The organism is Arthrobacter sp. (assembly GCF_048266065.1).
Classification (GTDB): domain Bacteria; phylum Actinomycetota; class Actinomycetes; order Actinomycetales; family Micrococcaceae; genus Arthrobacter_H.
In genome coordinates this window covers 347,213-361,619 of the sequence record NZ_JBLXAH010000004.1, presented here as the reverse complement: position 1 = coordinate 361,619, position 14,407 = coordinate 347,213, and the positions used below count along the sequence as shown (strand labels likewise).

The window sequence follows — 14,407 nt, the reverse complement described above, 5'->3', positions numbered from 1 at the left end:
TGGAAGCATGCAATCCACCCAGCATCCGGCCGCTCCGGGTTCCTCTCCCCGTGCGCCACGACCGCGCCGGGGGGCACGTTTCACTCCTGGGCGCTTCCGCATCGGCGACGCCGTCATGGTGCTGGCCTACGCGGTGCTCTTCGTCGCCGGAGCCGCCTCACTGCTGACGCTGATCCCCGGCTTCAAGGAAACCTTCAACACGGCGGAATCGGCCGCCGCTGCGGTGAACTTCATCATCTACGCCGTCCTGTTCACCGGGGCCATGATCATGGCGTTCCCCACACTGGTGCACTCCTTCCGCACCTTCGCCCGTCACCCGTGGGCGAAGGCCTTCATGGTTCCCGGGGCCTGGGTGGCGAACCTGATCGTGACCACGATCGTGCTCGTTTCGCTCGGCGGCGCTGTCAAGAGCGAGAACCAGCTGGCCATCGAGGGGATGACCACGACCGTGCCGTTCCCCACGATGCTGGTCATGGCGGTGGTCATGGGCCCGTTCGTGGAGGAATACATCTTCCGGCACCTGCTGATCGGCAAGCTCAGCCGCAAGGTCAACGTGTGGGTGTGCGTGGTCATCTCGATCGTGCTCTTCGCCGGCATGCACTTCCTGGGCAGCGGATCCTTCGATCCGATGGCTGCGGTTCCGTATGTGAGCCTGGGCGCGGTCATCAGCGTCGCCTACGTGCTCACCGGCCGCTCCCTGGCGTATTCGTATCTCATCCACCTGTTGAACAACCTCATTGCCCTCTCCGTGGCCTACTTCCTGTTGCCCCTGGTATCCGGCGCATGAGCGGTGCCGTTCCCTTCGCCGGACATGCCCGTGGTTCGGCGGGCTACCGGCGGATGATCCTGGCACTCTTCGCCGCCGGCGTCGCCACGTTCTCCCAGTTGTATTCGGTGCAGGGGGTCCTGCCCGCCCTGTCCCGGGCAGCGGGCGTCTCGGAGGCCCGGGCCGCTCTCGCCGTCTCCGCCGCGACGCTGGGATTGGCCGTTTCGGTCATCGGATGGTCGGTCGTCGCCGATCGTGTCGGCCGGTTGAGGGCCATGCAGGTCGCCGTCGTGGCCGCCGTCGTACTGGGCCTGCTGGTCCCCGCATCCCCCGGGTTCGGGGCACTGCTGGGGTTGCGTTTCCTGGAGGGCGTGGCCCTGGGCGGGATCCCCGCCATCGCCCTGGCGTACCTCAGCGAGGAGATCCACGCCATGCATTCGGCGATCGCCGCCGGAACCTACATCTCCGGCACGACCCTCGGCGGCCTGGCCGGACGGCTGATTGCCGGACCGATCTCCGAACTGGTGAGCTGGCGGGTGGGCGTCCTGGTCGTATCCCTGCTGGCCGCCGTGGCCGCGGTGGCCTTCATCGCGCTGGCGCCGAGGCCGCTGGGCTTCACGCCGGTGCCACGGCGCACGCCCGGGGAGCCCGGGCTGGCACGCAAGCTCTGGGTCAACCTGGCCAACGTCCGCCTGCTCGCCCTCTACTCGCAGGGCCTGTTGCTGATGGGCGGCTTCGTCGCCGTCTACAACTTCCTGGGCTTCCGCCTCGAGGCCCCGCCGTTCCTGGTCCCGGCCTCGCTGACGTCGTTGGTGTTCATCGCGTACCTGTCCGGGACGTGGTCCTCCCGGCAGGCCGGGGTGCTGGTCAACCGGATCGGCCGGTTGCCGGCCCTGCTCGGATCGATCGCCACGATGGCCGTGGGGGTCTGCGTGACCCTGGTGCCGCACCTCGCCGTCGTCCTCGCGGGGCTGGTGCTCTTCACCGCTGGGTTCTTCTCGGCCCACGCCATCGCCAGCGGGTGGGTCCCGCTGATCGGGAGGACCGGGCGGGCCCAGTCGGCGAGCCTGTACAACCTGGCGTACTACACTGGCTCCAGCCTGTTCGGCTGGGCGGTGGGCCTGGCGTTCGCCCCTTATGGCTGGGGTGGTGCCGTGCTGTTCGTGCTCCTGTTGCAGGGCCTGGCCGCCGTCCTGGCCGCCCTCTTCCTGCGGGCCTCCGGGGCCCGACCCGTCGGAACGGTGGCCCCCCATGGCCGATGAGCAGCGCGCGCGGCCGGCGCAGGTCCCCACCGGGCTCGGCGGCACGATCCTGGCCCTCGCCGTTCCCGCGTTGGGCGCCCTGATTGCCGAACCGCTGTTCCTCATGGCCGATACCGCCATCGTGGGACACCTCGGGCTCAACCAGCTGGCCGGGGCCGGGCTGGGCACCACGGTGCTGCAGACGGCCGTTGGGCTCATGGTCTTCCTCGCCTACTCCACCACCCCGGCCGTGGCCCGGTGGCTGGGCGCCAAACGACTGGACCGGGCCCTGGCCGCCGGACGCGACGGGCTCTGGCTGGCACTGGGCCTGGGGGTGCTGCTGGCCGTGGCCGGGTGGTTCGCCGGACCCGCCCTGCTCTCCAGCATGGGTGCCACCGGTGAGGTGTACGGCTTCGCGCTGGATTACCTGCGCTTCTCCATGCCGGGGCTTCCGGCGATGCTGCTGGTCCTGGCCGCCACCGGGGTGTTGCGCGGGCTGCAGGACACCAAGACCCCGCTGTGGGTCGCCGGTGCCGGATTCGGGGTCAACATCGTGCTGAACCTGGTCCTGGTCTACGGTGCCGGGCTGTCCGTGGCGGGGTCGGCCATCGGCACATCACTGGCCCAGTGGGGCATGGCAGCGGTGTACCTGGTGCTGCTGGTGCCGCGCCTGCGCGCCGCCGGCGTGCCGCTGCGCCCCCACCTGGCGGGCGTCAAAGGCACGGGCAAGGTCGGCAGCTGGCTGATGTTGCGCACGTTGAGCCTGCGGGTGGGGATCCTGGCCACCGTCTGGGTCGCCACGTCCGACGGCGCCCTGACCCTGGCGGCCCACCAGCTCGTGTTCACCATCTTCACGTTCATGGCCTTCGCCCTGGACGCCCTGGCCATCGCCGCCCAGGCGCTGATCGGCAAGGAACTCGGTGCCGGGGAGAAGGCCCGGGCCGGTGCCCTGACCCGGGTGATGACCCGGTGGGGCCTGCTCTTCGGTGTGGGCACCGGCGTCGTGCTGGCGCTCGTGGCCCCGGTGCTGGGCGCCCTGTTCACCTCGGACACCGAGGTCCAGCGGGCCGCGGCGATCGGCTTGTGGGTGCTGGCGGCCTCCCAGCCGCTGGCCGGTCTCGTCTTCGTCCTGGACGGGGTGCTCATCGGCGCCGGGGATGCCCGCTACCTCGCCGTCGCCGGGGTCATCGCCCTGGTCCTGTATGCGCCGCTGCTGGCCGGGGCGGCGTTGCTGCCGCTGGTGCCCGACCTGCCGATCCTCTGGCTGTGGTGCGCCTTTGGCGTGGGCTACATGGCGTTGCGCGCGGTGACCCTGCTCTGGCGCATCCGCAATGACCGGTGGATGTCCCTCGGTGCACCTGCCTGAACCCGGGCCACGGCGATTCCCACTAGGATCGTAGGGTGCCTGCCGTAACCGCCTCCCCTGAAGTAGCCGCCGCCGTCTGGAAGCCGCTGATGTTCCGCGCCGTCATCGCGGTGGCCTTCGGCGCCCTCTCGGTGTTCTGGCAACACCCCGGCGAGGCCTTCGTCGCCTACTCGTTCGGCGCGTACCTGGTGCTGACGTCCAAGTCGGCCTGGGACTTCGCGGTGGCACCCGTTGTTCCCTCGCCGGTCCGCGGGCTGCTGGGAGGGGCGGCCATCGCGTGGTCCTTCTGCGCGATCTTCATGCTCATCTTCGCCAGCACGACGGCGATGTCCCTCGCCGGGGGCATCGGGTTGGCCGTGGCCGGAATCCTGGAACTCGTGGTCTATTTCCGCCATCGACGCGATCTGGTGCCGGCCAGGGAATTCCTCATCACCGGTGTCGTTTCCACGGTGACCGGACTCCTGTTGCTCGTGTGGCCGGGGCTGGATGCGCACGGGATCTTCGGCGTGGCCGGTGGTGGGGCGATCATCATCGCCGTGTTCCTGCTCATCGCCGCCTTCGGCTATCGCCACGATGCACACGAGCGGTCCACCGGGCGGTAGACTGGAGCCGTCCCAAATTCTTCCAGGAGGCATCCCCGTGGGTTCCAACCCGTCCCAGCAGAAGCGCTCATGGCAGCAGAGCATCAAGGCGCCGTTGATCTTCTCACTGGTCGCGGGCATCGTCGCCGGCGTGGTCGCTTCCATCGCAGCCACCGGCGGTGGGGACAACCCCCTGCGGATGGACATCGGCCTCATTGCCTTCGGCGTGGCCTTCATCGCCAGCCTCCTGGTGATCTCCGTGCTCACCATGGCCGGCAAGGAAAACCCCGAAGAACTCAGCAAGGGCTCCGGCGTGAACCTGTCCTCGGACAAGCCGACCAAGAGGCCCGGCCAGAAGTAGCCGCCCGGCCCCGTCTAACCGGCGGTTTCGACACCGTCCTTGCCGCCCCATTCCTCGAGGAACTGCTCGCGGGTCATCTCCGCCAGGTCCCGGCGGATCAAGGCCACCAGGCCCTCGGCCTCATCGATGTTATTGCCCGTGATGCGCAGGATCTCCGCGTCGTTGTCGATGCGCCGGACCACTGCGGTCGCGCCCATCGCATCCGTTCCGTCGCCACCGAGCACTGCATCCGCCAGCCCCACGAACCAGCGGCCGGCCGCCTTGAGCGTCCCGTCGGAAGCGTGTTCCAGATCCACGTCGTAGTTCTCGGAGGCGTGGTGCTCCTGCGGTTGTTCAGAGGTGTTCACGGTCTCTTCCTTCCTGGCCGGTGCTGCGTGGCGTGTCACGTGGGAACAGTCTAGGACCGTTTGGCCGCTTGGCGCTGGCGGTAGGCACGCACATGTTCGCGGTTGGCGCAGTTGCCCGTCTCGCAGTAGAGCTTCGATCGGTTGCGTGAGAGGTCCAGCACTGCTGCGTCGCAGTCCGGGGCGGCGCAGACGCGTAAGCGATCCAGTTCGCCCGAACGCAGGACGTCCACGATGGCCATGGCGGCTTCCACGGCCATGCGTTCGGCCAGCGGGGCGGCGGGGCTGGTCGCGTGCAGGTGGTAGTCCCAGTGGTCGTGCTTGACCAGCTGGGGCAGGGCGCGGGCATTGCGCAGGATGTTGTTCACCATGATGACGGACTCGTCCTCGTCGGCCAACCACAGGGTGCGCAGGGTCTCGCGTACGTGCCGGACGCTGCGGAGTTCCGGCGCATCATGGGTCCGCGATCCGGTGAACTCCTCCTGTTCGACGAAGACGTCCAGGTCGGCCACCGTCAGCAGGTCGTCGGCGTTCGGGCGCAGCGTATTGACCAGGTTCACGATCGTTTGCAGGGACTGCTCGGTGTCAGGGGCAAACATCATCTTGACTCCTTCTTCTCCACGTCATGTCAACGGAGTATGCTCGTATCAGTAGTATACGGAGTTTTGCCCCTGACATGTGGTGTCGGGGTGGGGGATGCCCCCGCGCACGCTCCGACCGAGAATTTCCACCCAGGAGCGCACATGTCCACGCAGACCACACGCCGTGTCCACGGCGCCACCCATCCGGCGGCCACCGGAGTGTGGATCGCGTTGTTCTCCTCGGCGGTCTTCGGCATCTCGGGATCCTTCGCCACTTCCCTGCTCGAGGCCGGCTGGAGCAGTGGTGCCGCGGTGGCGTCCCGGATGTTCGGGGCCTTCCTGGTCCTGCTGTGGCCGGCCCTGCTGGTTCTGCGCGGGCGGTGGGGGTCGGTCCTCGCCAATTGGAAGCCGATCGCGCTGTTTGGCCTGTTCGGGGTCGGCATCTGCCAGTTCGCCTACTTCCAGGCGGTTGGACGGCTGAGCGTGGGGGTGGCGCTGCTCCTGGAGTACCTGGCGCCCGTGCTCATCGTCCTGGCCTTGTGGGCCCACACCCGCAGGACCCCGCGGGTGCTGACCATTGCCGGCACGCTGCTCTCCCTCGGCGGACTGATGCTGGTGCTGGACCTGACCGGTCCGCAACGCGTCGACCCGATCGGGGTCCTGTGGGGGCTCGGTGCCGCGGTGGGCCTGGCCGTCTATTTCTTCGTCACCGCCAAGGCCAACGACTCGCTGCCGCCCCTGGTCCTGGCCACCGGCGGGCTGCTCGTCGGCGCGGTGCTGATGCTCCTGCTCGGCGCCACGCGCCTGCTGCCCTTCACCGCAACCTTTGGGGCGGTGGGCTTCGCCGGGTTCGAGACCCCCTGGTGGGTGGCCCTGGCCGGATTGATCATCCTGGCCACTGTCCTGGCCTACGTCTCCGGCATCATGGCGGCCCGTTCGCTTGGTTCCAAGGTCGCCTCCTTCATCTCCCTCACCGAAGTGCTCTTCGCCGTCCTGTGGGCCTGGCTGCTGCTCGGGCAGCTGCCCGCGCCCATCCAGTTGCTGGGAGGCGTCGCCATCGTCGGCGGTGTCCTGCTGGTGAGGGCAGACGAGCTCAAGGGGCCCTGACCGGGACGTCCGCGCCGGTTCCACCCGCGGCGGATGGACCCCGGGCGGATCGCTTCACATCCCGGGTCCAACTACCCTTGACCCCGCTGCAAACGACGTCCACACTGGTTGCACATGGCGCAGTGTTGCGCACCATGCGCAACGATTGGCACGAGGCCGGCGCCGGGATCCGATCAGGGAGTGATCATGTCCGAGGCCACCGATACAGGCGCATTCCGCACGTCCAGCCAGGGTTCCGCCGTCAATCCGAACCCCGCTGTCACGTTGTATACGCGGCTGCGCAAATCCCCCTACTTCTGGAAGTCCCGGGAGCACGGTGTCGCCGCCTACAGCGTCTACAACCACACCTACCACCCGCGCCACTACGGCGATCCCGTCTCCGAATACTGGTCCCTGCTCAACGACGTCACCCTGTGGGACGTGGGCGTGGAACGGCAACTGGAGATCAGCGGACCGGATGCCTTCGACTTCACCAACTACCTGATCCCGCGCGACCTGGGCCAGTGCGCCGTCGGACAGTGCAAGTACGTCTTCATCACCGCCGCCGACGGCGGCATCGTCAACGACCCGATCTTGCTGCGGGTGGAAGAGGACCGGTTCTGGCTCTCACTCGCCGACAGCGACGTGCACCTCTGGGCCATGGGACTGGCCCACGCGGGCCACTGGAACGTGACCGTGAAGGAAGTCGACGTCGCGCCCGTCCAGATCCAGGGCCCGAAGGCCAAGGGGCTGATGAGCGACCTGTTCGGCGAGGACATCCTGGAGCTGGGCTACTACTACCTGCAACGCCGGACGCTGGGGGACCTCTCGGTCGTCGTCTCCCGCACCGGATACACCGGCGAAACCGGGTATGAGATCTACCTGGAGAACGCCAGCCGCGACGGCGGGAAACTGTGGGACATGGTCTGGGAGGCAGGGCAGGCGCACGACCTGCGGGTCATCGGCCCCTGCCATATCCGCCGCATCGAGGCCGGCATGCTGGCCTACGGCTGTGACATCACCCTGGACACCAACCCGCTGGAGGTCGGCTACGACTACAACTGGATGGTCAACCTGGACCAGGAGGCGGACTTCGTCGGCAAGGAGGCCCTGGGCCGCATCCGTGCCGAGGGCATCAGCCGGCTCATGGTCGGACTGGAGATCGACGGCCCACCGCTGGGCAGCTACAACGACGGTTCGATGATCGAGCCGTTCCCGGTCTCCGAGGCCGGAGGCGACGAACTCGGACAGGTCACCAGCGCCTGCTTCTCGCCGAGGTTGGAGCGCAACATCGGCTTGGCCATGGTTCCCATCGGGCTCAGCGCGGAGGGCACCACCGTCGCGGTCCACACCCCCGAGGGCGTTCGCCAGGGCGTGGTGGTGCGCAAGCCGTTCATCGACCCGACCAAGGAGACGCCCAAGGCCTGATCCAACGACCAGCAGCGGAGGAGAAGAGCATGAACCAGCCCACGGAATCAACGCCCCTGCCCGAACGGGCCGAGATCGTCATCATCGGTGCCGGCATCGTGGGCAGTTCACTGCTCAAGCACCTCGCCGCAGCCGGGAAGCGGGAGCTGCTCCTCATCGAGCAGGGCCCGCTTCCCGACCCCGGAGGATCCACCGGCCACGCCTCCAACTTCATCTTCCCCGTGGACCACCACCGCAACGTCACCGAACTGACAGTGGAATCCATGCGCCAGTTCCAGGACCTCGGCGTGCTGAGAACTTGCGGGGGCATCGAGGTCTCCCGCGACGACGCCGGCCAGGACGAGCTGCGCCGCCGCCTGTCCTCGGCGAAATCCTGGGGCGTCGACGCCGAGCTCATCGGCCCGGAGCGCGTCGGTGAACTGGTCCCGATGGTGGACACCTCGCTGATCACCGGTGGATTTCACACCCCCTCTGCAGCAGTCGTCGACCCGGTGCGCGCCGGGGCGCTGTTGCGCCAACCGGCACTCGACGCCGGGGCCGCCCGGATCGCCGAGAACATCGAGGTCACCGGGCTGCTCACCGAACAGCCGGCCTCCGGGGGCCCGGCACGCATCACCGGGGTACGCACCACTGTCGGCGACGTGGCCACCGAGAACGTGGTCATCGCCTGCGGGGTCTGGTCCCCCAAAATCGGGGCCCTCGCCGGCGCCAGCATCCCGCTGACCCCCGCGGTGCACCAGATGATCAACCTCGGGCCCATCGCCGACTTCACGGCCAGCGGCGTGGAAATCGACACCCCGATCATCCGCGACATGACGGCCAAGATGTACGAACGCCAACGCTGGGGCGAGCTGCAGATCGGCTCCTACGCGCACCGGTCGATACTGCACGACGCCGAATCCCTGGCCCGCGTGGGCACCGTTCCCCTCTCGCCCACCCAGCTCCCGCTCAGTGAAGCCGACTTCGCCGGTCCGCTGGAGCACGCCCGGCAGCTGTTCCCGGTGCTGCGCGACCCATCGCTGCAACGCACCCTGGCCATCGACGGGCTGCTGTCCCTGACCCCGGATGGCGGGGCGTTGTTGGGACCCACCCCGGAGGTCGACGGTCTCTGGTCGGCATCCGCCGTGTGGATCCGTGAGGCCCCGGCCGTGGGGAGGTACCTGGCCCAGTGGATGACCGAGGGCTCCGCCGAGGTCGACCTGCACGCCGACGACATCGCCAGGTTCCACCCCTCCCAGCGCACCCGCTCGTTCGTGCGCGCCCGCGCCACCGAGGCCTTCCCCAAGACCTACGGGATCGTGCACCCGCGCGAACAATACGCCAGCGCGCGGAGCCTGCGGCGCTCGCCGATCCATCCACGGCATCTGGAGAACGGTGCGGAATTCTTCGAAGCCGCCGGATGGGAGCGGCCGCAGTGGTTTGCCTCCAACGCCGACCTGCTCGAGGAATTTGGCGAGGCAGTGCCGCGGCGCGGGCACGAATGGGACGCCAGGTGGCACTCGCCGATCAGCGTTGCCGAGCACCTGTGCCTGCGCGAACGCGGGGCCATGATCGACCTGTCGGCATTCGCCCAATTCGACGTCGCCGGGCACGGGGCCATGGACTTCCTGCAATCACTGGCGATGGCCCAGGTTGACCGACCCGTTGGCCGGATCATCTACACCCCGCTGCTGGACCCTCGCGGCGGCTTCCGCTCCGACCTCACCCTGGTGCGGCTGGGCATCGGGCACTACCGCGTCATCACCGGTGCCGGCGACGCGGGACGGGACTTCGCGTGGCTACGTCAACACCTGCCCGCGGACCGTTCGGTCCACCTGGCCGACCTGACCTCGGCAACGGCGACCGTCGGACTCTGGGGCCCGCGGGCGCGTGAGGTGTTGGCGGCGGTGAGTGCCGATGACGTCTCCGACGCGGCCTTCGGCTTCGGCACGGCGCGGGACATCACCGTCGGCGACATCCCGGTCCTGGCGCTGCGCATCTCCTACGTGGGCGAGCTGGGGTGGGAACTGCACACCAGCGTCGACCAGGGGCTGCGGCTCTGGGATGCGCTCGCCGAGGGCGGACGACCCCTGGGCATCCGGCCGGCGGGGATCGGTGTCTACGGGACCAGCGCCCGGCTGGAGAAGGGGTACCGGTTGATGGGGGCCGAACTCTCCGCCGACTACAACCCGGTCGAGGCCGGCCTGGCACTGCCGCGGGTCAAGGATGCGGAATTCATCGGAAAGGACTCCTACCTGCGGGCACGGGAGGGCGAACCCGCAGCGGTGCTGTGCACCCTGGGCCTGGACGCCCAGCCACCGGAGGCCGGCACGCCACGCTTCCCCACCGGCAACGAACCCATCCTGGACTCCGCGGGGAACGCCATCACCGATGCCTGCGGGCGACGCTCCTATGTCACCAGTGCAGGTGACGGCCCGTCGGCCGGCAGCTACCTGCTGATGGCGTACCTGCCGCCGGAGCACGCGAAGGAAGGCAAACACCTGCACGTCGAGTACTTCGCCCGCCGGTATCCGGTCACCGTCCTCAGCGCGGGCCGCACTCCGGTGTTCGACCCGGAGAACCTCAGGATGAAGGGCTGAGCCATGCCCCGGCACGTGGCCAAACCGTACGATTCCTGCTGGTAGCGTGAGCGCCATGACGGCACAGAGCGAACGCGTGGCCAAGGGCGGGATCCAGTCGGTGGATCGTGCCGCCGTCGTGCTGGAATACCTGGCCCGTGAAGGGGCCAGCACCGTCAGTTCGGTCGGCCAGGAACTGGACGTCCACAAGTCGACGGCCTTCCGCATCCTCAACACGTTGCTGGACCACGGGCTGGTGGAGCAGCGTTCCGACAGTGCGGAGTACCAGCTGGGGGAGGGCCTGGTCCGGTTGGCCCAAGCCGTTCCCGCGACCCACAGTTTCAGCCCGCGCGTTCACGAGGCCTGCGGCTGGCTGGCCGGGCAATGCGGGGAAACCGTGACCCTGAACGTGACCGAAGGCGGGGAGTCGGTCACCATCGACCAGATCCTCCCCGGATCGTCGGTGGTCAGCCGCAGCTGGCTGGGCCGGCGGACCCCGCTGCACTGCACGTCACCGGGCAAGGTGTCGCTGGCCCTGCAGGACGACGCCGCCCGGGGGCAATTGCTCAAAGGACGGTTGAAGCGGTATACCCCGGCCACCATCACCGATCGCCAGGCGCTGGCCCGGGAACTGGACGCCACCGCCGAGCGTGGCTATGCGCTCGCCCTGGAGGAGTTCGAGGAGGGGCTGACCTCGGCTGCAGCCCCTGTTTTCGGGGCCGACGGCTCGATGATCGCGCAGATCGGCGTGGCCGGACCGTCCTACCGGCTGGGCGACGAAGCGCTGGCCAGCACCGTGGTTCTGGTGCAGGAAGCCGGGCGCCGGGCGTCCGCCTAGCGGAATGCCAGGGGGATGGCTTGCCGACAGATCTCCGGAAGTCGAAGCTAACCCAGATCAGCCATCGGTTTCCAACCCATCCACCGATGCCCACCTGACGTGGTGGCGTCCGCGCGCGGTCTCTGCAGGGCGACGCCGATTGCAATCACCAGGACGGAAGGGCCGGGGACGACGTCGAAATCCCTGGCCAGTAACAGGCCCGAGGTCAGGACGTGAAGCCCGGTTTCCTCGGGAACCCCGCGGCACGACGGTGCGGATTTCGGAGATGTCGGTGGCCTGAAAGTCCTCACGACGCCGCATGCGCCGATCGGAATCCGCGCCGGGTGGCGAAGTTGTTGAGCGCGTGGTTGCGCAACCCCTCGTCGCCAGCCAAGTCTGCGGCGACTGCCACCTGAAGCGGAAGAGCGCGCTTAATGGCGGCAGCGCGCTGCAGCAATTCTTGGGAAAAATCCTGCTTCAGGTCGCCGGTGGAATATGACCCCAGCAAGGGGGCGACGTCAAGGGCTTCATCCCCCAGACAGAGGTTGTCGGGGTCGATCAGACCGATCCCGGTGTCACTGATGAGGATGTTGTGTGGCCCGAAGTCCCCGTGGCAAAGCTTCATCTCGTCGTTTTCCATGCTGAACATCATGGCGACCGTGTCACGTGCGGAAGCCCTGACCGGTGGAGCGATATCCTCCATGAGCTGCTCCAGCAGGTCTGCAAAGTCGCGACCGCCACACCACTGCGGTGACTCCGGAATGCCAGTGTCCAGGTGGGCCTCCACGGATCGGAGCGAGTCCAGCAGGGGGAGGATGATGTGGCGGTCACTGGCCCACGAGGTTGGAACCAGGGGTGTGCCCGGTAACCGTGTTGTCCCGAAAGCTGACCATTCGGCGGCGTGGAAACCATCTGCGATGACCCGGGGCGTGGAGCCCCTCAGATCGAATTCCGAAAATTTCTGCATCACGGCGACCTCGGCGTATATGGCGAGACGACGGTTTCGACCATGCCTGACCCGGTAGACGGCATCCTCGAGCATGACGGCAGTGTGGAAGGCGCCGTGCCGAATTTCGGTGTTGCTCCAGTCATGCCGAGGCCAGACTTCCTCCAGCTCATCAAGGAGAGACGGCGTGAGGTCCGATTGTGTGTGACTCATGACCCGATTTCGCTTCACCTTATTCACCGGCTGAGAACGAATATGCCGTCCGGAGCATTGATCGGCTCCGGGGTTCCCGCCGCAGCGAAGACGCTGACGGACCACGGTGAATCGGATGCGTAAGCGCCGAGATGCCAGTCTGCATACCGGTGTTCCAAGGTCAGCCCGGTCATTTCCGCCGCAGCGTCCTGGTCGGCCGGGCCGCCCGGCACTTCCGACGTCGTCCCGGTTACGAGCAAGCCGCCCGGGACCAGGATGCCTTCAATACAGGCAAACACCGCCGGCAGCTCGTCCGCAGGGACGAAGGACGGGACATTGCCGGACAAGAGGACGACGTCGTAGGAAGGAGGAAGGCCGCTGCCTGCCAGCTGCTCTGGTGTGGCTTGCGTGGCGGAGAGGGGCCGAAACCACTCGGGGTCGTGAAGTTCCCGGGCAACCCGGAGGACCGTCTCCGTGGGGTCGATCCCGTAGGCGTCGTGGCCACGTTTCCGCAAACCCCTGACCGTTGCGCCGATGCCGCATCCGATATCCAGGATGCGCGCCCCGCGACGACTGAGCATGTCAATGAAGCGCACGTCGACTTCCAGGTCGGTACCGGACTCGACGTGTTTCCTCATTTTGGCTGCGTAGCGACCATAATCCCGTTGTTCGCCCATGGACCGAGTCTTGCATGCGGAACGCCGGGGATGCCCAGCTAGCGGGCGTCCGCGCCCGCGCCGTCAAGTTCCGCCCGCCGTCGGCCGTCTCCCCTGACCCAGAGCCGATAGGCGATCACCAGCAGGACAATCCACGCGGCTCCGACATATAGCGCTGTCCGGGTGTCCTCGAAGAAGCCCAGCACCACCAGGACCAGCACCATGAAGGCCAGCGCCGCATGGCTGGCGACCGGCCACCCGGGCACCGGGAAGGCCGAAGGGGCCGCACCCTCACGTGCGAGTTCACGTTTCATGGCGATGTGCGCCAACAGGATCATGATCCAGACCCAGACAGTGGCGAAGCTGGCGATCGAGGCGATCACCAGGAAGATCCTCTCCGGGATGACGGCGTTGAGGACCACGCCAACGAGCAGCGTGCAACCCATGATGGCAGCCGTCAGCAGCGGGACTCCATTGGCGGAGACCTGGGCGAAGGCCCGCGGGGCCTGCCCCTGGTGGGCCAGGCCGAAGAGCATCCGCCCGGCACTGAAGATGTCCGAATTGATGGCGGAGACCGCGGCGGTGATGACCACTGCATTGAGGATCGAGGGTGCTGCCGGGATGCCGAGTTGGGCGAAGATCGTCACGAACGGGCTGCCCTCGGAACCGATCTTGTCCCAGGGAAACAGGGACATGATCACGGCCAGGGTCCCCACGTAGAACAGCAGGATGCGCAGCGGGACCGTGTTGATCGCCTTCGGGATGCTGCGTCCGGGGTCGCTGGCCTCGCCGGCGGTGATGCCAATGGTCTCGATGCCGCCGAAGGCAAAGACGACGACGGCGAGGGAGGCGATGATCCCGCCCACGCCATGGGGCATGAACCCGCCGTGCTGGATGAGGTTCTGCGGTCCCACTGCCGTTTCGGCCTGCAGGTGGAACCCGAAGACCATCAGGGTGATGCCCCCGCAGATCATCGCGAGGATGGCCACGACCTTGATGAGGGAGAGCCAGAATTCCAGTTCGCCGAAGACCTTCACGCGCATCGTGTTCAGACCGGCGATGACGAAGATGATCGCCAGGACCCAGATCCAGCGGGGGACGTCGGGGAACCAGAACCTCAGGTAGACGCCGAACGCTGTCACATCGGCCAGGGCCACGATCGCCATCTCGAACGCAAAGGTCCAGCCGGTGATGAAACCGGCCAGTGGACCCAGATACCGGCTGGCGTACTGGCCGAAGGATCCGGGGACGGGGTGGCGTACCGCCATTTCGCCCAGGGAGCGCATCACCACGAAGACTGCCGCGCCGGCAACGACGTACGCCAGCAGGACGGCTGGCCCCGCCTTCTGGATGGCCTCCGCCGACCCGTAGAACAGGCCGGTCCCGATCGCCGATCCCAGGGCGATGAAGTGGATGTGTCGGGCGCTCAGGCCGCGGGTGAGGCCACGGGAGGCCGGTGGGTTGGTCATGACGGCCTCAAGAAT

14 protein-coding genes are annotated in these 14,407 nt (G+C 67.7%); 9 read left to right on the top strand and 5 right to left on the bottom strand.

The window, feature by feature from the left end; translation table 11 throughout:
* The first annotated feature begins 7 nt into the window (after positions 1-7).
* Genes ACN0TP_RS09145 through ACN0TP_RS09125 form a run of 5 tightly spaced genes read left to right on the top strand, consistent with a single transcriptional unit; the run spans position 8 to position 4,315 of the window.
* Complete coding sequence (locus ACN0TP_RS09145; RefSeq protein WP_417218535.1) at positions 8-787, top strand: CPBP family intramembrane glutamic endopeptidase; 780 nt, start codon at positions 8-10, stop codon at positions 785-787.
* Positions 784-2,028: an MFS transporter gene (locus ACN0TP_RS09140; protein ID WP_417218534.1), complete on the top strand. Its 1,245-nt coding sequence runs from the start codon at positions 784-786 to the stop codon at positions 2,026-2,028. Before ACN0TP_RS09145 ends, ACN0TP_RS09140 begins: the two co-directional genes overlap by 4 nt.
* A complete protein-coding gene (locus ACN0TP_RS09135) occupies positions 2,018-3,373 on the top strand; it encodes an MATE family efflux transporter (RefSeq protein WP_417218533.1) in 1,356 nt (451 codons plus the stop codon). Before ACN0TP_RS09140 ends, ACN0TP_RS09135 begins: the two co-directional genes overlap by 11 nt.
* Before the next feature lie 35 nt (positions 3,374-3,408).
* Positions 3,409-3,975 (top strand): DUF308 domain-containing protein, encoded by a 567-nt coding sequence (locus tag ACN0TP_RS09130; protein ID WP_417218532.1) that lies wholly within the window; start codon positions 3,409-3,411, stop codon positions 3,973-3,975.
* A gap of 37 nt (positions 3,976-4,012) precedes the next feature.
* Positions 4,013-4,315, top strand: coding sequence for a hypothetical protein (locus tag ACN0TP_RS09125; protein WP_417218531.1), 303 nt, complete (start codon positions 4,013-4,015; stop codon positions 4,313-4,315).
* 14 nt (positions 4,316-4,329) lie between these two features.
* Here the strand turns inward: ACN0TP_RS09125 and ACN0TP_RS09120 are convergent, their stop codons facing one another.
* Positions 4,330-4,662: a hypothetical protein gene (locus ACN0TP_RS09120; RefSeq protein WP_417218530.1), complete on the bottom strand. Its 333-nt coding sequence runs from the start codon at positions 4,660-4,662 to the stop codon at positions 4,330-4,332.
* 50 nt (positions 4,663-4,712) lie between these two features.
* Positions 4,713-5,261 carry a CGNR zinc finger domain-containing protein gene (locus tag ACN0TP_RS09115; protein WP_417218529.1) on the bottom strand — a complete coding sequence of 183 codons (549 nt, stop codon included), beginning with the start codon at positions 5,259-5,261 and terminating at the stop codon, positions 4,713-4,715.
* Positions 5,262-5,402: 141 nt separating this feature from the next.
* Here ACN0TP_RS09115 and ACN0TP_RS09110 point away from each other — a divergent pair, with 141 nt between their 5' ends.
* From ACN0TP_RS09110 to ACN0TP_RS09095, 4 genes are all read left to right on the top strand, one after another.
* Positions 5,403-6,347 (top strand): EamA family transporter, encoded by a 945-nt coding sequence (locus ACN0TP_RS09110; protein WP_417218528.1) that lies wholly within the window; start codon positions 5,403-5,405, stop codon positions 6,345-6,347.
* Positions 6,348-6,533: 186 nt separating this feature from the next.
* The gene (locus tag ACN0TP_RS09105; RefSeq protein WP_417218527.1) at positions 6,534-7,754 is read left to right on the top strand and encodes a glycine cleavage T C-terminal barrel domain-containing protein; all 1,221 of its coding nucleotides are present in this window, start codon (positions 6,534-6,536) and stop codon (positions 7,752-7,754) included.
* 29 nt (positions 7,755-7,783) lie between these two features.
* Positions 7,784-10,333 carry a GcvT family protein gene (locus tag ACN0TP_RS09100; RefSeq protein ID WP_417218526.1) on the top strand — a complete coding sequence of 850 codons (2,550 nt, stop codon included), beginning with the start codon at positions 7,784-7,786 and terminating at the stop codon, positions 10,331-10,333.
* 55 nt (positions 10,334-10,388) lie between these two features.
* Complete coding sequence (locus ACN0TP_RS09095) at positions 10,389-11,150, top strand: IclR family transcriptional regulator (protein ID WP_417218525.1); 762 nt, start codon at positions 10,389-10,391, stop codon at positions 11,148-11,150.
* Between the two features lie 286 nt (positions 11,151-11,436).
* On the opposite strand, the gene ACN0TP_RS09090 is transcribed toward ACN0TP_RS09095, so the two are convergent.
* From ACN0TP_RS09090 to ACN0TP_RS09080, 3 genes are read right to left on the bottom strand one after another with little or no spacing between them, the layout of a single operon-like run.
* Complete coding sequence (locus ACN0TP_RS09090) at positions 11,437-12,288, bottom strand: phosphotransferase family protein (RefSeq protein WP_417218524.1); 852 nt, start codon at positions 12,286-12,288, stop codon at positions 11,437-11,439.
* A gap of 23 nt (positions 12,289-12,311) precedes the next feature.
* On the bottom strand, positions 12,312-12,944 hold the full coding sequence (locus ACN0TP_RS09085) for a class I SAM-dependent methyltransferase (RefSeq protein ID WP_417218523.1): 633 nt from the start codon (positions 12,942-12,944) through the stop codon (positions 12,312-12,314).
* Positions 12,945-12,982: 38 nt separating this feature from the next.
* Positions 12,983-14,392, bottom strand: coding sequence for an amino acid permease (locus ACN0TP_RS09080; protein ID WP_417218522.1), 1,410 nt, complete (start codon positions 14,390-14,392; stop codon positions 12,983-12,985).
* Between the last annotated feature and the right edge of the window lie 15 nt (positions 14,393-14,407).